15 protein-coding genes are annotated in these 20,945 nt (G+C 74.4%); 6 read left to right on the top strand and 9 right to left on the bottom strand.

Annotation, left to right across the window (positions count from 1 at the left end; translation table 11 throughout):
• Positions 1 to 147 precede the first annotated feature (147 nt).
• The 6 genes from ACFWMZ_RS13345 (at position 148) to ACFWMZ_RS13320 (ending at position 7,467) form a co-directional block, all read left to right on the top strand.
• Positions 148 to 2,055 (top strand): ABC transporter substrate-binding protein, encoded by a 1,908-nt coding sequence (locus ACFWMZ_RS13345; protein WP_383201476.1) that lies wholly within the window; start codon positions 148 to 150, stop codon positions 2,053 to 2,055.
• A 3-nt stretch (positions 2,056 to 2,058) separates the two neighbouring features.
• Positions 2,059 to 3,138 (top strand): ABC transporter permease, encoded by a 1,080-nt coding sequence (locus tag ACFWMZ_RS13340; RefSeq protein WP_383201473.1) that lies wholly within the window; start codon positions 2,059 to 2,061, stop codon positions 3,136 to 3,138.
• Positions 3,135 to 4,085: an ABC transporter permease gene (locus tag ACFWMZ_RS13335; RefSeq protein WP_383201470.1), complete on the top strand. Its 951-nt coding sequence runs from the start codon at positions 3,135 to 3,137 to the stop codon at positions 4,083 to 4,085. The genes ACFWMZ_RS13340 and ACFWMZ_RS13335 overlap by 4 nt, the downstream gene beginning before the upstream one ends.
• Positions 4,082 to 5,200 carry an ABC transporter ATP-binding protein gene (locus ACFWMZ_RS13330; RefSeq protein WP_383201467.1) on the top strand — a complete coding sequence of 373 codons (1,119 nt, stop codon included), beginning with the start codon at positions 4,082 to 4,084 and terminating at the stop codon, positions 5,198 to 5,200. Before ACFWMZ_RS13335 ends, ACFWMZ_RS13330 begins: the two co-directional genes overlap by 4 nt.
• On the top strand, positions 5,197 to 6,324 hold the full coding sequence (locus ACFWMZ_RS13325; protein ID WP_383182238.1) for an ABC transporter ATP-binding protein: 1,128 nt from the start codon (positions 5,197 to 5,199) through the stop codon (positions 6,322 to 6,324). Before ACFWMZ_RS13330 ends, ACFWMZ_RS13325 begins: the two co-directional genes overlap by 4 nt.
• Positions 6,325 to 6,675: 351 nt before the next feature.
• Positions 6,676 to 7,467 (top strand): pentapeptide repeat-containing protein, encoded by a 792-nt coding sequence (locus tag ACFWMZ_RS13320; protein ID WP_383201482.1) that lies wholly within the window; start codon positions 6,676 to 6,678, stop codon positions 7,465 to 7,467.
• Positions 7,468 to 7,476: 9 nt separating this feature from the next.
• Here ACFWMZ_RS13320 and ACFWMZ_RS13315 read toward each other — a convergent pair whose 3' ends face one another.
• From ACFWMZ_RS13315 to rimP, 9 genes are all read right to left on the bottom strand, one after another.
• Positions 7,477 to 8,442, bottom strand: a complete 966-nt coding sequence (locus ACFWMZ_RS13315; RefSeq protein ID WP_383182240.1) for a bifunctional riboflavin kinase/FAD synthetase — start codon at positions 8,440 to 8,442, stop codon at positions 7,477 to 7,479.
• A gap of 51 nt (positions 8,443 to 8,493) precedes the next feature.
• Positions 8,494 to 13,257: a trypsin-like peptidase domain-containing protein gene (locus ACFWMZ_RS13310; protein WP_383201464.1), complete on the bottom strand. Its 4,764-nt coding sequence runs from the start codon at positions 13,255 to 13,257 to the stop codon at positions 8,494 to 8,496.
• A gap of 235 nt (positions 13,258 to 13,492) precedes the next feature.
• Positions 13,493 to 14,398 carry a tRNA pseudouridine(55) synthase TruB gene (gene truB, locus ACFWMZ_RS13305; RefSeq protein ID WP_383182244.1) on the bottom strand — a complete coding sequence of 302 codons (906 nt, stop codon included), beginning with the start codon at positions 14,396 to 14,398 and terminating at the stop codon, positions 13,493 to 13,495.
• The gene (gene rbfA / locus ACFWMZ_RS13300) at positions 14,395 to 14,856 is read right to left on the bottom strand and encodes a 30S ribosome-binding factor RbfA (RefSeq protein WP_383182246.1); all 462 of its coding nucleotides are present in this window, start codon (positions 14,854 to 14,856) and stop codon (positions 14,395 to 14,397) included. Before rbfA ends, truB begins: the two co-directional genes overlap by 4 nt.
• Positions 14,857 to 14,909: 53 nt before the next feature.
• Positions 14,910 to 15,203, bottom strand: coding sequence for a DUF503 domain-containing protein (locus ACFWMZ_RS13295; protein WP_383182248.1), 294 nt, complete (start codon positions 15,201 to 15,203; stop codon positions 14,910 to 14,912).
• A gap of 179 nt (positions 15,204 to 15,382) precedes the next feature.
• Positions 15,383 to 18,430 carry a translation initiation factor IF-2 gene (infB, locus tag ACFWMZ_RS13290; RefSeq protein WP_383201461.1) on the bottom strand — a complete coding sequence of 1,016 codons (3,048 nt, stop codon included), beginning with the start codon at positions 18,428 to 18,430 and terminating at the stop codon, positions 15,383 to 15,385.
• 145 nt (positions 18,431 to 18,575) lie between these two features.
• A complete protein-coding gene (locus tag ACFWMZ_RS13285; RefSeq protein ID WP_383182284.1) occupies positions 18,576 to 18,866 on the bottom strand; it encodes a YlxR family protein in 291 nt (96 codons plus the stop codon).
• 176 nt (positions 18,867 to 19,042) lie between these two features.
• Positions 19,043 to 20,119, bottom strand: a complete 1,077-nt coding sequence (gene nusA, locus ACFWMZ_RS13280) for a transcription termination factor NusA (RefSeq protein ID WP_383201458.1) — start codon at positions 20,117 to 20,119, stop codon at positions 19,043 to 19,045.
• 2 nt (positions 20,120 to 20,121) lie between these two features.
• On the bottom strand, positions 20,122 to 20,646 hold the full coding sequence (gene rimP, locus ACFWMZ_RS13275) for a ribosome maturation factor RimP (protein WP_383182254.1): 525 nt from the start codon (positions 20,644 to 20,646) through the stop codon (positions 20,122 to 20,124).
• Between the last annotated feature and the right edge of the window lie 299 nt (positions 20,647 to 20,945).

Genomic DNA, 20,945 nt, shown 5'->3' with positions numbered 1-20,945 from the left:
CGTTTCCCGCGCGTTACCGCAGGCCACACTGTGTTCATGAACCGTTGACATGTTTAGACCAGCGCTGGTAGACACTCACATCACCCAACGGCGCTTCATGATCAAGCGGCCTTCCCTGTGCGAGCGACGACGCGAGGTCCCCGAGCTATGGACAGACCAGAACAGCACGGCAGCTCATCGATTCCCCGCGCCCGGCGCGGTCGCGAGGAGGCCCCCCGGCGGCGCGGCAGGCTCCGGCTGCTGGCGGCCTCGGGCGTCGCCGCGCTCTCCCTGACGGCGGGGCTCGCCACGCCGCTCAACCCGGCCCCGCACGAGGCCCAGGCCGCCGACGACGGGGAGAAGAAGACGCTCACGGTCGCCGTCGCGCAGAGCGTCGACTCGCTGAGCCCGTTCCTCGCGCAGTCGCTGGTGTCGACCTCCATCAGCCGGCTGATGTACGACTTCCTCACCAACTACAGCGCCAAGGACAACTCCACGGTGCCCGCGATGGCCACCGGGTGGGAGTCGTCCGACGACAAGCTGACGTGGACCTACACCATCCGCGACGACGCCAAGTGGTCCGACGGCGAGAAGGTCACCGCCGAGGACGCCGCCTGGACCTTCAACACGATGATGGAGGACGAGGCCGCGGCGACCGCCAACGGCTCGTTCACCAACAACTTCGAGAAGGTGACCGCCCCCAGCGCCGACAAGCTGGTGGTGGAGCTGAAGAAGCCGCAGGCGACGATGACGGCGCTGGACGTGCCGATCGTCCCGAAGCACGTGTGGGAGAAGGTCGACGACTTCTCGAAGTTCAACAACGACCAGGACTTCCCCATCGTCGGCAACGGGCCGTTCGTCCTGAGCGACTACAAGCGCGACAGCTACGTCAAGCTCACCGCCAACAAGGACTACTGGCGCGGCGCCCCCAAATTCGACGAGCTGGTCTTCCGCTACTACAAGGACCAGGACGCCGCCGTCGCCGCGCTCCGCAAGGGCGAGGTCTCCTTCGTCGCGGGCAGCCCGAGCCTGACCCCGGCGCAGGCCAACTCGCTGGCGAAGGCCGACGACATCAAGGTCAACGAGGGCCCGGGGCGGCGCTTCTTCGCCCTCGCGGTCAACCCGGGCGCGCGCACCAAGGACGGCGAGGAGTTCGGCGACGGGCACCCGGCGCTCAAGGACGCGAAGGTCCGCGAGGCGCTCTTCACCGCCGTCGACCGCGAGACCGTCGTCGACCGGGTCTTCCAGGGCAAGGCCGTCGAGGGCGAGGGGTACATACCGCCCCGTTTCGGCGACTACTTCTGGAAGCCCTCGGCGGAGCAGAAGCGGGCGTACGACCCGAAGAGGGCGGCGAAGCTGCTGGACGACGCCGGGTACGAGAAGAACGCGGACGGCAAGCGGGTCGGCAAGGACGGCAAGCCGCTCGACTTCCGCATCCTGTGCCACGCCACCGACCCCAACGACAAGGCGGTCGGCAAGTACCTCCAGGAGTGGTGGGGCGAGCTGGGCATCGGCCTGAAGGTCGACTGCCTCGACAACGTCTCCGACCCGTGGTCGGCCGGTGAGTACGACCTGGCCTTCGACGGCTGGTCGGTCAACCCCGACCCGGACTTCGTCCTCGGCATCCACACCTGCGCGGCCCTGCCCACCAAGCCGAAGCAGTCGTCGGCCACCGACAACTTCATCTGCGACAAGGAGTTCGACAAGCTCTACGGGCAGCAGCTCGCCGAGTACGACCCGGCCAAGCGCGCCGGCCTGGTCAAGCAGATGCAGTCGCGGCTGTACGACTCCGGGTACATGAACGTCCTGGCGTACCCGAACGCCGTCGAGGCGTACCGCACCGACCAGATCAAGTCGATCACCACGATGCCCGAGGCCGCGGGCAACATCTACGGCCAGGACGGCTACTGGAGCTGGTGGTCCGCGGTGCCCGCCGACGACGACGCGGGGTCCGAGGGCTCCGGCGGCGTCTCCACCGGCGTGGTGGTCGGCATCGGCGTGGCGGCGGTCCTGGTGATCGGGGCGGGAGTCCTGTTCGGGCTGCGGCGCCGGGCCACCTCGGAGGACCGTGAATAGGCCATGAGCACCGACAGCACCGCGGCTCTCGTCAAGAGCCCGGGTGCCGCCCCCGACGGTCCGGCCGAGGCCGGGCCGTCGGGGCGCGGGCCCCGCTCGCGTTCCACCGCCGCCTACCTCCGCTACGTCGCGGGCAAGCTGGCCGGCGCGGCGGTCTCCCTCTTCGCCGTCCTGGTCACCAGCTTCTTCCTCTTCCGCATGATCCCCGGCGACCCGGTCAAGCACATGACGCAGGGCCGCCCCGTCTCCACCGAGCAGCTCGCGGCGATGCGCCGGGAGTTCGGGCTCGACCTGCCCCTGTGGCAGCAGTTCACCGACTACTGCGCGAACGCCCTCACCGGCGACTTCGGCATGTCGTACCAGTTCCGCGCCCCCGTCATCGACAAGATCACCGAGGCGCTCCCCGCGACGCTGCTGCTGACCGGTACCGCCTTCGTCATCTACACGGTGCTGGGCATCTGGCTCGGGGCGCGGTCGGCGTGGCGCAGCGGGAAGCTCGGGGACCGGTTCAGCACGGCGTTCGCGCTGACGCTGTACTCGGTGCCGTCGTTCTGGCTGGGGCTGCTGCTGATCATCACGCTGTCGGTGGGGATCGGGCCGGTCCCCGGCATGTTCCCGACCGGCGGCATGGAGTCGGGCGGCGAGTCCGGCTTCGGCTACGTCCTGGACGTCGCCCACCACATGGTGCTGCCCGTGGTCACCCTGGTCGCGGTGGAGTACGCACGGACGCTGCTGGTGATGCGTTCCTCGCTGCTGGACGAGATGGGCAGCGACTATCTGACGACGGCGCGCGCCAAGGGGCTCCGCGACGACGCGGTACGCCGCCGCCACGCGGTGCCCAACGCGCTGCTGCCGACGGTGACACTGCTCTTCGTCAACCTCGGCAACACCGTCGCCGGCGCCATCCTGGTCGAGACGGTCTTCTCCTGGCCGGGCCTGGGCGGGCTGTTCTACCAGGCGCTCAGCGTGCCCGACCTGCCGCTGGTGCAGGGCCTGTTCTTCCTCTTCGCCGCCGCGGTGATCCTGATGAACACCCTCGCCGACGTGATCTATCCGCTCCTCGATCCCCGGGTGGGCCGATGACTGTGCACGAGACGACGGACGGCGCGGCGGACGGGGCGGCGGACGGGGCGGCGCCGCGCAGCGCGCGGGCGCTGGCCCGGGCGCGGCGGCGGCACGCGGTGGCGCGGTTCTGGCGGCAGTACCGGTCGCACCGGGGCGGGGTCTTCGGGCTCGCCGTGCTGGTGGCGATCGCGCTGCTGGCACTGTCTGCGCCGCTGCTGGTCGGTGAGGAGTCGCGGAGCGTCACCGACGCGACGGGCGGGGCGCTGGAGGAGCCGAGCGGCGAGTTCGTGCTCGGCACCGACCAGTTCGGACGGGACCTGCTGGCGCTGCTGCTGTGGGGCACCCGGGTCTCGCTCATGGTGGGGCTGCTCGCCGCGTTCCTGTCGGTGGCGATCGGGGCGCTCGTCGGCATCACCGCCGGCCACTTCAAGGGCTGGTACGCGACGATCGTCATGCGGGTCACCGACTGGTTCCTCGTCATGCCGACACTGGTGCTGGCCATCGCCCTCTCCACGGTGATGGCCCGCTCCCTGTGGACGACGATCCTCGCGATCGGCGTCACCACCTGGCCCACCACGGCGCGGCTGGTCCGCGCGCAGACCCTGGCCGTGGAGTCGCGGCCGTACATCGAGCGGGCGCGGGCGCTCGGCGGCGGGCACGGGCACATCATGAGCAGGCACGTGCTGCCCAACGTGATGCCGCTGGTCCTCGCCCAGACCACCCTGGTCATCTCGCTGGCGATCCTCACCGAGGCGACGCTGGCCTTCCTCGGCCTCGGCGACCCGACGGTCGTCTCCTGGGGCGGGCTGCTCCAGGACGCCCGGGAGGCGGGCGCCGTCAGCTCCGGCAACTGGTGGTACCTGACACCGCCCGGACTGGCCATCGCGCTGGTCGCCCTCGCCTTCACCCTGTGCGGGCGCGCCATCGAGTCCGTACTCAACCCCAAGCTGGGGGTCTCGCGTTGACGGCACATGACACACATGAGGAACCCGCCGCCCCCGAGGCAGCGACGGGGAGCGGGAAGCCGCTGCTGGAGGTACGGAACCTGGAGGTGACGTACGCGCGCACCCCGGGCTCCCCCGCCGTACCGGCGGTGCGGGGCGTGGACCTGCGGCTGGAGGCGGGGCAGAAGCTGGGGATCGCCGGGGAGTCGGGGTGCGGCAAGTCGACGCTGGCGCTGGCGCTGCTGCGGCTGCTGCCGTCCACGGCGCGGCTCTCCGGGGAGATCCTGCTGGACGGCGAGGACATCCGCACCATGTCGTGGGGGCGGCTGCGCGCGGTGCGCTGGGCGGGGGCCTCGGTGGTCTTCCAGGGCGCCATGCACTCGCTCAACGCGGTGCACCGCATCGGCGACCAGATCGCCGAGCCCATCCTGCTGCACCGCAAGGCCACCCCGGCCGCCGCGCGGCGTCGCGCGGGCGAACTGCTGGAACAGGTGGGGCTGCCGGCCGTCCGCGCCCAGGCGTACCCGCACGAGCTGTCCGGCGGGCAGCGCCAGCGCGTCATGATCGCGATGGCGCTCGCCTGCGACCCGCGGCTGGTCATCGCCGACGAGCCGACGACCGCGCTCGACGTGATGATCCAGGCGCAGATCCTGCGGCTGATCGAGGGTCTCGTCGCCGATCAGGACCTCGGGCTCATCATGATCAGCCATGACCTGGCGGTGCTCTCCGACACCTGCGACCGGCTCGCGGTGATGTACGCGGGGCGCGTCGTCGAGGAGGGGCCCGCCAAGGCGGTGCACGCCGCCGCGGCGCACCCGTACGGCCGGGCGCTCTCCTCCGCCTTCCCTCGCATCGGCGACCTGGCCTCACGGCACGCGCCGCGCGGGCTGCCGGGCGATCCGCCGGACCCGGCGGCGGTGCCGGGCGGCTGTGCGTTCCATCCGCGCTGCCCGGTGGCGTTGGACGTCTGCGCGACACAGGACCAGGTGCTGCGCGTGGCGGGGCCCGGGCGACGGGCGGCGTGCGTGCGGGTGGGGGACGACGGGGCGGTGGACGGTGCGGGAGAGGCGGCTGAGGAGGCCGCCGACGGGACCGCGCCGAAGGGCGTTTCGGAGACGACGGGGAGCGGGTCATGAGCGGCGCGGAGACGGGTGCGGTGCGGAGCGACGGGGCGCGGGACGGGGCGGGCGACGGGGCGGCTCACGGGGCGCGCGACCTGGGGGTTTCCGTCGGGGACGGGGCCGTCACGGGGCGCGACGGGGCGGGCGGCGCCGCTCTCCCGCTGCTCTCCGCCGAGCAGGTGAAGGTCGTCTTCCCGGGGCGGCGCGGCGACGCCGAGGCGCGCGCGGTGGACGGGGTGGATCTGGACGTCCGCCCGGGCGAGATCGTGGCCCTGGTCGGCGAGTCGGGGTGCGGCAAGACGACGCTGGCGCGTTCCCTGCTGGGCCTGGTGACGCCCACCTCCGGCCGGGTCACCTTCGACGGGAAGCCGCTGGAATACGCGTCCCGCGCCCTGAAGGCGTACCGCAAACGTGTCCAGTTGGTCCTCCAGGACCCGAGCGGCTCCCTCAATCCCCGGCACACCGTCTACGAGGCGGTCGCCGAGGGTCTGCGCATCCACGGGTACACCGGGGACGAGCAGGCCGCGGTGGCGAGCGCCCTGTCGCGGGCGGGGCTGCGGCCGCCGGAGCGGTTCTTCCTGCGCCACCCGCACGAGTTGTCGGGCGGTCAGCGCCAGCGCGTCGTCATCGCGGGCGCGCTGGTCCTGGAGCCGGAGCTGATCGTCGCCGACGAGCCGGTCGCCTCCCTGGACGCCTCGGTACGCGGCGAGATCCTCGCCCTGCTGCTGCGGCTCCGCGACGAGCTGGGCCTCTCCGCGCTGATCGTCACGCACGACCTGGGCCTCGCCTGGAACATCGCCGACCGGGTCGCGGTGATGTACCTCGGCCGCATCGTGGAGACGGGCGACGTCGAGCAGGTCCTGACCGCGCCCCGGCACCCGTACACGCGGGCGCTGCTGTCGGTCCTCCCGGAGTCGGAGACGGAACCGGTGATTCTCACCGGCGAGCCCCCGGACCCCTCCCGGGTGCCGGCGGGGTGCCGCTTCCACGCCCGCTGCCCGGTGCTGGCCTCCGGCGAGGCGGAACGGGCCGGCGTGGCCGACGCCTGCCGGACCCGGGACCTGCCCGTGCTGGCGGGGGGCGGGGCGGCGGCGGTGGCCTGCCACTGGGCGGAGGCGGTGGGGGGAGCGGGGCGCTGACGGGGCGGGCCACGCGCGGCGCGGGGGCGTGCGCGGGCCCCCGGGGGCTCCTCCGTGCGGCGCGCGGCCCGTCGAGTGACATTCTGGCGGGGATGGACCCGGGCGCCGATGCCGTCCGGCGGAGTTCCTGAGGAGGGTGCGGCTGTGGGGCGACGTGGCGGGGCGGGCGCGCCGGGGCGCGGAGGACGTGGCGGAGACCGGCGGCCGGAGCCCGGGCGGCGGGGCGGGGCGGGGCAGGACGCCGCGGCGGTACGAGGCGTGCGGAGCGCGTCGGCCGACGGGGCGGCGGCGCCCCGTACGGGGCGTACGGAACCGCGCGGCGACTGCACGCGGTGCTTCGGGCTCTGCTGTGTGGCGCTGCCGTTCTCCCGGTCGGCCGACTTCCCGGTGGACAAGCCGGGGGGCAGCCCCTGCGGCAACCTCCAGGACGACTTCGGCTGCGGCATCCACGCGGAACTGCGGCCCCGGGGCTGGACGGGCTGCACCGTCTTCGACTGCCACGGCGCGGGACAGCAGGTCTCCCAGATGACCTTCGCCGGGGAGGACTGGCGCGGCTCCCCCGACACGGCTCGGCGGATGTTCGCTGTCTTCGCGGTGATGCGCCCCGTGCACGAACTGCTGGCCTACGTGGCCGACGCCCTGGACCGCCGGGAGACCCGCCCCGTCCACGCCGGACTGCGCCGCGCCCACGCCAGGCTGAGCGAGTTGGCCGCCGCGGACGCCGACACGGTGCTCGCCGCCGACGTCGGGGCGCTCCGCGCGGCGGTCAACCCGGCGCTGCTGCGCGCGGGCGACCTGGTACGCGCGCTCTCGCCGCGGCGCGGGCCGATCCACCGCGGCGCGGACCTGGCGGGCGCCCGGCTGCGCGGCGCGGACCTGCGCGGCGCCAGCCCGCGCGGGGCGCTGCTGATCGGGGCGGACCTGCGCGGCGCCGACCTCCGCTGGGCCGACCTGATCGGCGCGGACCTGCGCGGCGCGGACCTCTCCGGGGCCGACCTGCGGGGCAGCGTCTACGCGACGGGCACCCAGCTCGCCGCCGCCCGGGGCGACACCGCGACCCGGCTGCCGGAGGCGGTGGCCCGTCCGGCGCACTGGGCGGCGGAGGACGCCGCCCCGGCGGAGGCGGGACGTACCGCCTCGTAGGGCGCGGCGTCAGGCGTCGCGGTCCTGGCTCTCGGCCGCCGTGATGAGCTCGCGGCAGCGCGCCACGTCCCGGGACATGGCTTCGAGCAGCTCATCGAGCGAGTCGAACTTGGCCTGGCCGCGTACGAAGGCCAGGAAGTCGACGGCGACGTGCTGGCCGTAGAGGTCCAGACCGACCCGGTCGATGGCGTACGCCTCGACGGTGCGCTCGGTGCCGTCGAACTGCGGGTTGGTGCCGACGGAGATCGCGGCGGGCATAGCCTCGCCGTCGACGTTCAGCCAGCCGGCGTAGACGCCGTCGGCGGGGACCGCGGTGTACGGGAGCGTCTCGACGTTGGCGGTGGGGTAGCCCAGTTCGCGGCCGCGCTGCGCGCCGCGCACCACGATGCCCTCGACGCGGTGGGGGCGGCCGAGGATCTCGGCGGCGCCCGCCACGTCTCCCTCGGCGACGAGGCGCCGGGTGAGTGTGGAGGAGAACGGCACCCCGCCGCCCGCGGCGCCGCGTACCACCAGGTCGACCACCTCCACCTCGTAGTCGTAGGTGGCGCCCAGCTCGGTGAGGACGGCCACGTCGCCCGCGGCGCGGTGGCCGAAGCGGAAGTTCGGGCCCTCGACGACGAGGCGGGCGTGCAGCCGGTCGACCAGGACCTTGGCGACGAACTCCGACGGGGAGAGCTGAGAGAACTCGCTGGTGAAGGGCAGGACGAGCAGGGCGTCGACGCCCAGTTCGGCGCAGAGTTCCGCGCGGCGGTGGTGCGGGGCGAGCAGCGGCGGGTGGGTGCCGGGGCGAACTACCTCGCTGGGGTGCGGGTCGAAGGTGACGACGACCGTCGGCAGTCCCGCCTCGCGGGCCCGCTCCACCGCGCGGCCGATGATGAGCTGATGGCCGCGGTGCACTCCGTCGTAGGAGCCGATGGTGACGACGCTGCGCCCCCAGTCCTGGGGGATGTCCTCCAAGCCACGCCAGCGCTGCACTGTGACCGCTCCTCGTCGAACCTGTGTGTGGTAGTGGGCGTCTCCGCAGGTCTAAGAGTGCCATGCCGACGGTACGCGCTTCGCATCGGGCGTCCCGGCCCGCGGAGTACGGACGCCGGAACCCGCCACGTTCTCGAGGGTCCGGAGCCCACCGGCGCCGACCAGGGCACGCCACACCGCGGGGTCGTCGTCGTACCAGGCCAGGGCGTGTGCGGCGAAACCCGGCACCGTCCTGGCCAGCTCCGCGAGCCGCCGGTCGAGGCGGCGGGCGCCCTCGGGGCTCCGGGCGAGCGCCGTACCGACGCGCAGGACGGCGCCGCGGAGCCGCGCGGCGTGTCCGTCGCGGTCCCCGGCGGCGTCGTCGGGGCGGGCGTCGTGGCGGACGACGAGCGCGACGAGAAGGGCCTCCAGTACGTCGGGGTGCGTCTCGTTCCGGAGCAGTTCTTCGAGCAGCTCGCCGCGCAGGGCGGCGGCGGGGCCACTGCCCGGGGTCGCGGCGACGGGGGCCAGAGCGGCGCGGACGGCGGGTGGCCCCGTGCGGAGCGCCGCGCGCAGCAACGGCCCGAGCGCCTCCCCTTCGGCCCCGCCCCGTTCCAGACGGCGGTCGGCGTACGCGGCGACGTGGCCGGCCGCGTCGGGGCGCTGCCGCAGCAGGTCCCGGACGAACTCCGCCGCGGTGCCGGCCAGCGCCGCCGGCGCCTCCTCCGCCAGCACCTGGAGCACGTCGCCCGCCTGGCTGCCCGCGACGGCGAGGCGGCGCCGGAACGCGTCCAGGACGGGGCCGGGGTGGGTGGCCAGCGCGGCGCCCAGTGTCTCGGCGGTCAACTGCGGGTCGTGAGCGGCGGCGAACCGCGCGGCCGCCTGTTCCACGTACCGCCCGCGGCTCACCGGGTCGCGGACCAGCAGCGCCAGCGCGCCGCCGTGCAGGGCGGCGTCGGCGGTACGGGACAGCAGCGTCGCGGCGGCGACGCGGAGCAGTTCGCGGTCCGCCTCGGTCGCGGCGTGCGGGGCGGCGCGCAGGCCGTAGGCGACGGCGGCGACGCGTCGCGCGGGGCGGGGGTCGACGGACCAGCGGGCCACGCCGCGGCAGACGGCGCCGGGGGCCTCCTCGGCGAGGGTGGAGAGCAGTTCGTCGGCGCGGCGGTGCCCGCTGGCGACCAGGGCGTCGGCGAGCGCGTCGGCGCCGTCCTCGCGGTGCGTGTACAGCAGGGCCTGGGCGGCCGTGGCGACGGTGGCGGCGGGCAGGGCGGGGAGGGGCCGGTCATCGGTGAACCAGGCGCAGAGCAGTGGCTGCACGGTGCGCGGGTCCTCCGCGAGGAGCTCCCCGACGGCGGCGAGGAACCGGTCCTCGCCCCCGGTCCCGTCCGCCACCACGAGTCGGCGCAGGAGATCGGCCCGCTCCTCGGCGGGCAGTTCGAGCGCCGTCCAGAACCACGGCCCGAAATCCTGCGGTACGCCGTGCTCGCGGGCCCGCTCGACGACCCACCCGGCGAGGACGCGGAGCACCCCGAGGTACGGCGTGCAGTCCGGCAGCCGCAGCAGCGTCTCCCCCAGCAGCCGCACCGCCCACCACGGGGCGAGCGCGGGGCGCGGGTCGGTCACGCCGCCCGCGCCGTCGGGGCGCGGCGGGGCGGCGGCGCGGGCACGGGGCGCGGACGCGTTTGCCCAGGTCGCGCGCCCCGTACGGGGCGGCGCGAAGTACGGGGCCGGGGGCGCCGTGGCGTACGGGGCGGAGGGCTCCGTCAGGCACGGAACGGACGGCTCCGTCGCAGGCGGTCCGCCCCGTGCCCAGAAGATGCCGGGCGCATCGGTTCCGTCCATCGCCGCCAGTGCTCCGTGAGGGGCGGGGTCGCCGGCGCCACGGTGCGGCCCTCCGACCGGAGCCGTCGCGCCGGAGCTCTGCTCCGCGCCTGCGGAGGCAGGCGCTCCAAGAGCGCCGGGCGCGCCGCCAGGCGCCGGGCCCGGGTCGCGCCTCCCCGACACGTCGTCAACCTCCCGCCGCACGCTCTCCCGATCGGGGGACACCTCGCCCCGCCGGACTCGCGCCCCGCACCGCCCCGGCGCCTCCCCCGTGGTCAGGAATGCGTCCGCCGCCTCGATCAGCCCCGCCAGCCTCCGCGACAGTTCGTCCGCGCCCCGGTGCCGGGCGAGGTGCAGCAGGGCCTCGACCACGGGGCCGATGCGGTGCCGGGGGACGGGGAGTGTCCGCGGGGCGGTGGCGGGCGCGGGGCGGGCCGCCCGCCCGGCCAGGCGCGTAGCGGCTGTCGCGCTCGGCTTCGGCCCGGCCGCCGCATCGTAGGGATCTCCGCCGGTCAGCCGCCCCGTCCCGCCGGCCGCTTCCGCCTCGTGGGCGAGGCGACAGTCGGACCCGGCCTGGCTCTGGAGAACGGCCTCGTCCCACCGCGGCCCAGCCTCAGCCGCGTGCTCCACAGCCTCACCGGCGCCCCGTGCCCCACCAACCCTTTCCGCCGCCCCGTCACGTACGCACTCAGCGCCCCGCGTCACCCCCGACTCCGCGCGCCCCGCAGCCGCCCCGTCCCCGGCCCGGCCCCGCCCCGCAGCACCCCCGCCGTATCGCCCCGCCTCCGCCGCGGCACGCTCAGCCATACGCCGCCGACGACGCACCGTCGCCCGCGTCAGCCTCTGCTCACCCGCCTCGTCACCGAGATCCCGCGGACTCACCGCCGTCCCAACCCCAGCGCCGTACTCGCCGACCGCTGCTTGCCGCGCCTCCCCCGCACCGGACTCCTCGGAGCTCCCCCCGTCGTCAGCACCCGCCCGCCACCGGTGCACCAACGCCCACAGCGCCGCGTCCACATCGAGATGCGTCCCCTGGATCCAGTCCCCCAGCTCCTCGTGGGCGAACCGGTACCCGGCCCCGGCCGGGATGATCAGCCCCTCGGTGAGGACCGCCGACGCCCACCCGGGGAGCTCTCCCAGCCGGCCGCCGCCGGTCCCCCACGGGAACAGCGACTCGAAGCTCTCCCGGTCCAGCTCGCCCTGTCCCGGCCCCAGGCAGCGGCGTGCCGCCTCGTGGAGCTGCCCGGCGACGCGCGCCGCGACTCTGCGCAGCGCCGTGCCGCGCAGCCCGTGCGGGGCCGCCAGCCGGACGGCCGTACGCAGGCACATCAGGTCGAGGTAGGCCGAGAACACCGCGTCGCGGTCGAGCGGCAACGCCGAGCCGTCCTCGCCGGGGCCCCGGCTCCCCGCGGGGTCGGGCACACCGGGCGGCAGGGCGCGCCGGACGTCGGCCAGGAGGCGCAGCGTGAGGGGGTGCCGGGCGTGCCGCGCCGCGAGGAGGCCGTCGGGAAGGCCGTACCGCGCGCGGGCCTTGGCCGCGGCGTCCTCGTCAAGGTCCTGGAGCGGTACGCAGTCGGTGACGGGGCGCCCCGTCCGGGGCTCCACGGGCCGGTGCCGGAGCGCGCCCGGGAACAGCCCGCAGACCTGCTCCCAGTACTCGGGGCGGCACCCCACGACCAGCTTGGCCCCGGTCCGGGCCAGCCACGCCGCGGTGCCCGTCGTCCAGGCGGAGAGGCGGTGGGCGAGGGCGGGCGGCATCTCCTCCGGCCCGTCGAGCAGCAGCACCAGGGACCGCCCCGCCCGCCGGGCGAGGCGCGCGACCTCCTCGGGCAGCGCGTCGCCGTACGGGGCGGCGTCGGCGCACGCCGTCCCGGCCGCCGCCTCCACGATGCGCCCCGCGCGGGCCAGCGCCCGCCGCGCGGCGTCGGCCACGGAGAGGTCGTCGGGGAGCAGGTCCGCGCCGCGCAGCCAGACCGTCGGCTCCGGGCACGCCCCGGCGGCGCGGCGTGCGGCGAGCGCCGCCAGTTCCGTGGTGCGCCCCGTACCGGGCGCTCCGACCAGGCCGAGAACGAGGCACGGCCCGTCCTCGAAGGCGGCCAGCTCCGCGGCCACGTCGGGCCGTTCCACCGGTGGCGTCGCACCGTTCCGCGGCCCCTCCGAACCGACCGTGGTCGCGGTCAGCTGGAGGGCCCCCGCGAGATTGAGCCCGGCGCCGAGCGCGGGCACGGTCGCCTCGTTGCGCGCCAGCAGCGCGGCGAGGGCCCCGTCCGGCGCGTCCTCGGCAGCGGCCCGCAGTGGCACCGCGAAACAGCCTTGGCGCCCCACGTCGAGCGAGGGGGTGAGGACGGCGACGACCTGCCCGGTCGCGGCGTCGAGCACCGGCCCGCCCGCCGCGCCGCCACCGGCCCGCGCGGCGTTGCGGCCGTCGGTGCCGATGGCCAGTTCCAGGCCCCTCGCGAGCGCCCCGTCCGACCCGCCCCCGGCGAACGGCGCGGGGCCCAGCACCCGGGCCTGCCGCCAGCCGCCCGCCGCCACGAGGACGTACGCGCCGCGGGCCGCCTCCGCGCGGGCCGCGACCGGCAGCGGCGCCGCCGAGAGACCGGGTGCCCGCAGCAGCGCGAGTCCGCTCGCGGGAAGAAGGGTGACGGCGTCCGCCCCGACGCGCGCCGGCCGAACCCCGCCGTCGCCGGGCCCCGCCTGGGCGGCGTCGGCGACGCTCAGTACGAGTTCCGGCAGATCGCGTACCGCCTCGTACGCGGTGACGACCGTGCCCTGGTCGTCCGCGAGGAAACCGCTGCCCCGGCGCCGTCCCGCGCCGTCCGCAACGCGGACCAGCGCGCCGACGGGCCCCGCGACGCGGCCGGGCGGCGGGGCGGCCGCCGGGCCGCCGTCCTCCGCGTCGGCCCGGAGTGGGGCCTCGCACTCCGGCATCGTCCCCGGGGCGCCGTCGGATGCGGCGCCGCCCCGTCCGGCCCGCTCCTCCCGGTGCCCAGCATCCGGGCCCCCTACCGGCATCGTCGTCCCTTTCCGCAGCCGCTCACTCCCGACCGTAGGCCGGGAGTGAGCGACGGAGCGCGGGCTGTGCCGAACGCGCCCCCCTGCGCTCCGGCCATTCACTCCGAGCGCCTACCCGGGAGGGTGAATTGTCGGGCACATACGGGAAAACAACCCTCAGGGAGGGGCGCTGTGGAGCGGTCGTCGGTGATGGGTCAGGACGCACCGCTCCACAGCGGAGACCGGGCCGGCCGGGTCAGGCGAAGACGGCCACGCTCTTGGCGCGTCCCTTCTGCTCCTCGACCAGGGCCAGGCAGCGCCCGGCCGGGTCGAAGACGCCGACGGGCCCCTTGCCCGCGTACTCCTCGGGCATGTCGATGCGCACGCCGTTGAGGACGAGCTGGGCGCGCCGCTCGTCGAGGTCCCAGCGTGGGAAGGCCGCGGCGGCCGCCTCGGCGACGGGCATCACCGCCAGCTCCTCCTGGAGCTGCTCCAGGGTCTTCGCCGCATCCAGCCCGTACGGTCCCACCCGGGTGCGCCGCAGCGCCGTGAGGTGGCCGCCGACGCCGAGACCGGCGCCGAGGTCGCGGGCGAGCGCGCGGATGTACGTACCCGAGGAGCAGACGACGGAGACGACCAGGTCGAGGACGGGAGTGCCGTCGGCGGCCTTGTCCTCGCGGACGTCGTAGACGGTGAACGACGAGACGGTGACCGGGCGCGCCGGAATCTCGAACTCCTCGCCCTCCCGGACCCGGGTGTACGACCGTTTGCCATCGATCTTGATGGCGCTGACCTTGGACGGCACCTGCATGATGTCGCCGGTCAGCGCGGCGATCCGGGCGTCGACGGCCGCCCGGTCGATGCCGGAGGCGTCCGCCGAAGCGGTGATCTCGCCCTCGGCGTCGTCGGTGACGGTCGTCTGGCCGAGGCGGATGGTGCCCAGGTACTCCTTCTCGGTCAACGCGAGGTGGCCGAGGAGTTTGGTCGCGCGTTCCACGCCCAGGACGAGGACCCCGGTCGCCATGGGGTCCAGGGTGCCGGCGTGTCCCACGCGGCGGGTCCGGGCGATGCCGCGCATCTTGGCGACGACGTCGTGAGAGGTGAAGCCGGACGGCTTGTCGACGATGACCAGGCCGTCCGGCACAGAGCTGGACTGCTTCATTCTGCGGTGTCGTCCTCGTCCCGCTCGTCGGCCTCGTTCTCGCCGGGCTTGCGGTACGGGTCCGCCTCGCCCGCGAACTTCGCGCCCGTCGACGCCTGGCGGACCTCGGCGTCCTTGTTCCGCGCCTTGTCGAGCAGGTCGTCGATGGTGCGGGCGTTGTCGGGCAGGGCGTCGGGGACGAAGGCGAGGGTCGGCGTGAACCGCACCCCGGTCTGCCTCCCCACCTCGGAGCGGAGCACGCCCTTGGCGCTCTCCAGGGCCGCCGCGGAGGCGGCCCGCTCCTCGTCGTCACCGTAGACCGTGTAGAAGACCGTGGCCTCCCGCAGGTCGCCGGTGACGCGGGCGTCCGTGATCGTGACGAAGCCCAGCCGTGGGTCCTTGATGCGTCGGTCCAGGGTCTCCGCCACGACGACCTGGATGCGATCGGCCAGTTTGCGGGCCCGCGCGTTGTCGGCCACCGGTCCGTTCCCTTCTTGGTGTGCGATGGGGCACCGTGCGGTGTCCCGGTTGTTCAGTCATCCTCGCCGTGGAGCCGCTGCCGTACGGACAGCAGTTCCACCTCGGGCCGGGCGGCCACCAGCCGCTCGCACCGGTCCAGCACGTCCGAGAGGTGCCCGGAGTCCCCGGACACCAAGGCGACCCCGATCTGGCACCTGCGGTACAGATCCTGGTCGCCGACCTCCGCCGCGCTCACCGAGAACTTCCGCTGGAGTTCGGCGACGATCGGGCGGACGATCGAGCGTTTCTCCTTCAGCGACCGTACGTCGCCCAGGAGCAGATCGAAGAAGAGCGTCCCCACATACATGTGTGTCCGGATGTCCCGCCGGTACGGGTTCGCGGGTGCCCGGCCGCCGGGCGTGGCCCGGCGGACGGCACGGTCAGGGCCCCGCCGCGGTGGGCGGGGCCAGGCTGAACCGTACACGCAACGGCCGGGGCCGATCGACGGGTTTCCCCGCCGACCGGCCCCGATCACGCAGCCTCGCGTCAGGCGCGCGGCTTCTCGCGCATCTCGTACGTCGCGATGACGTCGTCGATCTTGATGTCGTTGAAGTTTCCGAGGTTGATACCGCCCTCGTAGCCTTCGCGGATCTCGGTGACGTCGTCCTTGAAGCGGCGCAGACCCTCGATGTTGAGGTTCTCAGCCACGACCTTGCCGTCGCGGACCAGGCGCGCCTTGGTGTTGCGCCTGACCTCTCCGGAGCGGACGAGGACACCCGCGATGTTGCCCAGCTTGGACGAGCGGAAGACCTCGCGGATCTCCGCCGTACCGAGCTCGACCTCTTCGTACTCGGGCTTGAGCATGCCCTTGAGGGCTGCCTCGATCTCCTCGATGGCCTGGTAGATCACCGAGTAGTACCGGACGTCGACGCCCTCGCGCTCCGCCATCTGCGCGGCACGGCCGGCCGCGCGGACGTTGAAGCCGATGACGATGGCGTCGGAGCCCATCGCCAGGTCGATGTCCGACTCGGTGACCGCACCCACACCGCGGTGCAGGACGCGGATGTCGACCTCTTCGCCGACGTCGAGCTGGAGCAGCGAGGACTCCAGGGCTTCGACCGAACCGGAGGCGTCACCCTTGATGATGAGGTTGAGCTGCTTGATCTCGCTGTTCTTGAGGACCTCGTCGAGATTCTCGAAGGAGATCCGGCGGGTGCGCTTGGCGAACGCCGCGTTCCGCTCGCGGGCGGCACGCTTCTCGGCGATCTGACGGGCCGTACGGTCCTCGTCGACCACCAGGAAGTTGTCGCCGGCGCCCGGGACGTTGGTGAGACCCAGTACGAGGACCGGGGTCGAAGGAGTGGCCTCCTCGACGTTCTCACCCTTGTCGTCGAGCATCGCGCGGACTCGGCCGTACGCGTCACCGGCGACCATCGTGTCGCCGACGCGGAGGGTACCGCGCTGGACGAGCACGGTGGCGACGGCGCCGCGGCCCTTGTCGAGGTGAGCCTCGATCGCGATGCCCTGCGCGTCCTGCTCCGGGTTGGCCCGCAGGTCGAGCGAGGCGTCGGCGGTGAGGACGACGGCCTCCAGCAGGGACTCGATGTTCTCCCCCTGCTTGGCGGAGATGTCGACGAACATCGTGTCGCCGCCGTACTCCTCGGCCACCAGACCGAACTCGGTGAGCTGACCGCGCACCTTGGTCGGGTCGGCGCCCTCGACGTCGATCTTGTTGACCGCGACGACGATCGGGACCTCGGCCGCCTTGGCGTGGTTGAGCGCCTCGATGGTCTGCGGCATCACACCGTCGTTGGCCGCCACCACGAGGATCGCGATGTCGGTCGACTTGGCACCACGGGCACGCATGGCGGTGAACGCCTCGTGACCGGGGGTGTCGATGAAGGTGATGCGGCGCTCGTCGCCGTTCACCTCGGTCGCCACCTGGTAGGCACCGATGTGCTGAGTGATGCCGCCGGCCTCGCCGGCCACCACGTTGGTCTTGCGGATGGCGTCGAGCAGGCGGGTCTTGCCGTGGTCGACGTGACCCATGACGGTGACCACCGGCGGACGGGCCACGAGAGCCTCGTCGCCGCCCTCGTCCTCGCCGAACTCGATGTCGAAGGACTCGAGCAGCTCGCGGTCCTCCTCCTCGGGACTGACGATCTGAACCGTGTAGTTCATCTCGTCGCCGAGGAGCTGCAGCGTCTCGTCGGAGACGGACTGGGTGGCCGTGACCATCTCACCGAGGTTCATCATCACCGCGACGAGCGACGCCGGGTTGGCGTTGATCTTCTCGGCGAAGTCGGTGAGGGAGGCACCACGCGACAGACGGACGGGCTCGCCGTTGCCGCGCGGCAGCATCACGCCGCCGACCGACGGGGCCTGCATGGCCTCGTACTCCTGGCGCCTCTGCCGCTTCGACTTGCGGCCGCGACGCGCGGGACCGCCGGGACGGCCGAAGGCGCCCTGCGTGCCACCGCGGCCACCGGGACCGCCGGGACGGCCACCGAAGCCGGGACGGCCGCCGAAGCCGCCGCCGCCACCGGGACGACCGGCGAAGCCGCCGCCGCCGCCGGGACGACCGCCGCCGCCACCGCCGCCGCCGGGACGGCCGGCGAAGCCGCCGCCACCACCGGGACGACCGGCACCGGCACCGCCGCCCGGACGGCCTCCGCCGCCGGGACCGCGGCCGCCGGGACCCGGACGGGGACCCGCGGCGGGACGCTGCGGCATCATGCCCGGGTTCGGGCGGTTGCCACCGGCGCCACCGGGACGCGGGGCCTGCGGCCGGGGCATGTTGCCCGGGCTCGGGCGACCCGCGCCCTGGCCGCCCTGCGGACGCGGAGCGCCGGCCGGACCGCCCTGCGGACGGGGAGCACCGGGACCGCCCTGGCCACCGCCGGGACGCGGGGCGCCACCGGGACGGGGGGCCTGCGGGCGGCCCATACCGGTGGAGCCACCGGAGGTGAAGGGGTTGTTGCCGGGACGCGGGCCGGCGGGACGACCGCCGGGACGCGGGGCCTGGCCGCCGGGACGCGGAGCGCCCTGGCGCTCGCCACCGCGGCCGCCCTGCTCGCCACGGCCGCCCTGGCCCTGGCCACCGGGAGCGGGGCGGTTGCCCGGCTTCGGGGCCGGGCGCGCGCCGGGCTTCGGGGCGTTGGCGGCGGGTGCCGCCGGGGGGGCCGCCGGGGGTGCCGTGAACTCCGGCGCCGCGGGCGCGGGCTTCGCGGGCGCCGCCGGACCGGGCTTCGGACCCGGCGCCGGGCGCGGGCCCGGAGCGGGCGCGGGCTTCTCGGCGGCGGGCTTGGGGGTGGCCGGCTTCGGGGCGGCCGGACGGGCCGCCTGAGCCGGGGAGGGTGCCGACGCGGGGGCCGGCTTGGGCGCGGCCTGCTTGCGCGGCGCGCCGGGCTTCGGGCCGGACTTGCCGGCTCCGTTGCCCTGCTGGAATGCGTCGGTCAGTTTGCGTACAACGGGCGCCTCGATGGTCGAGGACGCCGATCGGACGAATTCACCGAGTTCTTGGAGCTTGGCCATGACGGCCTTGCTCTCGACGCCGAACTCCTTGGCGAGTTCGTATACCCGGACCTTAGCCACTTCGCTCCTTTTAGGTCCGGGGTGCGCCGGACCGTCGCTACTTCATGGGCGTACTCATCGCGTACTCATCGAGTGCTCATCGCAATCTCGACCTACTTCCGACTCGCGAGGTACCTGGGCCGCGCGGGAAGTCCACGCGGCGCTCTTACGGTGTTGCCTGGCCGGCAACGGTCTCGACGGCCCGGCGTACGTCCGCCGTGTCGAGCGGTCCCTGGACGCGGAAGGCCCGAGGGAACGCGCGGCGGCGGACCGCCTGGTCGATGCAGACCGGCACGGGGTGGATGTACGCACCCCGGCCCGGCAGCGTACCGCGCCGATCGGGGACGCAGGCGTCCCCGTCCACGACGATGCGCAGCAGTTCGTTCTTGGCCGCCCGCTCCCGGCATCCCACGCACGTGCGTTCAGGGCGTGAGCGAGCAAGCGTCCGGCCAGACACGTTCAAGTCTACCTCCCCGCGCCGGCCCACCCGTCCGGGGCAGGGCCCGGTCGGCACTCTTCCTGATCTCCAGCGTGCCCCGGGGCGACCCCGTACGCCCCCTGTGCGCTCCGGGGGCGGGCAGCGTGAGCGATGTCACACCGCGCGGCGCCTCGCGCGGTGGTTCCGGGACGCGGTCAGCGGCGGTCCCGGCTCCACTCCTGGCGGCGGTCGCGGTCCTCGCTGCGGTCGTCCGCGCGGTCCCGGCCGTCGGCGTCGTCGTCGCCGGGCTGCTCGGTGTCGGGGCGGATGTCGATGCGCCAGCCGGTGAGGCGGGCGGCGAGGCGGGCGTTCTGGCCCTCCTTGCCGATGGCGAGCGAGAGCTGGTAGTCGGGGACGGTGACGCGGGCGGAGCGCGCCGCGAAGTCCACGACCTCGACCTTGCTCACCCGGGCGGGCGAGAGGGCGTTGGCCACCATGTCGGCGGGGTCGTCGGACCAGTCGACGATGTCGATCTTCTCGCCGTTGAGCTCGGCCATGACGTTGCGGACGCGGCCGCCCATCGGGCCGATGCAGGCGCCCTTGGCGTTCAGCCCGGAACGGGTCGAGCGGACCGCGATCTTCGTGCGGTGGCCCGCCTCGCGGGCGATGGCCGCGATCTCCACCGAGCCGTCGGCGATCTCCGGGACCTCCAGCGAGAAGAGCTTCTTCACCAGACCCGGGTGCGTGCGCGAGAGCGTGACCGAGGGGCCGCGTACGCCCTTCGCCACCCGCACCACGTAGCTGCGCAGCCGCGCGCCGTGCGAGTACTGCTCGCCGGGGACCTGCTCCTGCACCGGCAGGATGGCCTCCAGCTTGCCGATGTCGACCAGCACGTTCTTCGGGTCGCGGCCCTGCTGGACGACGCCGGTGACGATGTCGCCCTCGCGCCCCGCGTACTCGCCGAGCGTGGCGTCGTCCTGCGCGTCACGCAGCCGCTGGAGGATCACCTGCTTGGCGGTGGTGGCGGCGATACGGCCGAAGTCCGACGGGGTGTCGTCGAACTCGCGGGGCTCGGCGCTCTCCACGGCCCCCTCCAGGTCCTCGCGGTCCTCCTTGGCCCAGACCGTCACGTGCCCGGTCTCCCGGTCCAGGCGCACGCGCGCGTGGCGGCGGCTGCCCTCGGTCCGGTGGTAGGCGATGAGGAGCGCCGACTCGATCGCCTCGACCAGCAGGTCGAAGGAGATCTCCTTCTCCCGCACCAAGCCCCGCAGGGCACTCATGTCGATGTCCACGGCTACGCCTCCTCTGCGTTCTGTGTCCGGTCAGCGGACGCGTTCTTGCGGTTGAACTCGATTTCGACGCGCGCCCTCGCGACATCCTTCAGCGGCAGGCGGCGTTGCTTGGGCCTGCGGCCCTTGACCCCGGGGACCTCCAGGTCCAGCCCTTCCTCGTCGACCGCCTCGACTCGGGCCACCAGCTCCTCCGCGCCCGCGTCGGGCGTCAGGTGGAACTTGACCAGCCGGCCGGTGGCGCGCACGAAGTGGCGGTACTCGGTCAGGGGGCGGTCGGCGCCGGGGGAGGTGACCTCCAGGACGTACTCGCCCTCGCCCATCGCGTCGGTCTCGTCGAGGCGCGCGGAGATCGAGCGGCTGAGGTCGGCGCAGGTGTCGAGCTGGACGCCGTCGTCGGAGTCCACCACGACGCGCAGCACGCGCCGCTTGCCCGCGGGCGTGACCGTCACCTCTTCCAGATCGAGTTCCTGGGAGCTGACGAGCGGCTCGATCAGCTCGCGCAGCCTGTCGCTCAACGTGGTGCTCATCCGGGTGACTCCTCGGCCGCGTGTGCTGTTGTGGGTTGGGCGCGTGTCCGGTCAAAGGGTATCCGGTCCGCGAGGGTGTCGCGGCCGGGCGCGGGGCGGGGCGGGCGCGCCGCCGCCCGGCGGACGGGGCGGGGCCGGGCGGGTGGCTCCGCCCGAGCGGGCCGGCGGGGGCGCGGGTACCTTGATCATGGCCGGGCGTCGCAGGCGCTCGCACGGGGCCTTCCGCGCCCCGTGCCGCCCGACCGCCGTGTGCCGCTGTCCCCCGTTCCCCCGTCGGTCCGCTGCCCCCGAGGACGTCC

The organism is Streptomyces sp. NPDC058373 (assembly GCF_042723275.1).
Lineage (GTDB): Bacteria > Actinomycetota > Actinomycetes > Streptomycetales > Streptomycetaceae > Streptomyces.
The sequence above is the reverse complement of the archived record's forward strand: the minus strand, read 5'-3'. Positions and strand labels throughout refer to the sequence as shown.

Coding starts and splice junctions, on each gene's coding strand:
- ACFWMZ_RS13345 (WP_383201476.1), top strand. CDS start 148: ATGGACAGACCAGAACAGCACGGCAGCTCATCGATTCCCCGCGCCCGG.
- ACFWMZ_RS13340 (WP_383201473.1), top strand. CDS start 2,059: ATGAGCACCGACAGCACCGCGGCTCTCGTCAAGAGCCCGGGTGCCGCC.
- ACFWMZ_RS13335 (WP_383201470.1), top strand. CDS start 3,135: ATGACTGTGCACGAGACGACGGACGGCGCGGCGGACGGGGCGGCGGAC.
- ACFWMZ_RS13325 (WP_383182238.1), top strand. CDS start 5,197: ATGAGCGGCGCGGAGACGGGTGCGGTGCGGAGCGACGGGGCGCGGGAC.
- ACFWMZ_RS13310 (WP_383201464.1), bottom strand. CDS start 13,257: ATGCCGGTAGGGGGCCCGGATGCTGGGCACCGGGAGGAGCGGGCCGGA.
- truB (WP_383182244.1), bottom strand. CDS start 14,398: ATGAAGCAGTCCAGCTCTGTGCCGGACGGCCTGGTCATCGTCGACAAG.
- ACFWMZ_RS13295 (WP_383182248.1), bottom strand. CDS start 15,203: ATGTATGTGGGGACGCTCTTCTTCGATCTGCTCCTGGGCGACGTACGG.
- rimP (WP_383182254.1), bottom strand. CDS start 20,646: ATGAGCACCACGTTGAGCGACAGGCTGCGCGAGCTGATCGAGCCGCTC.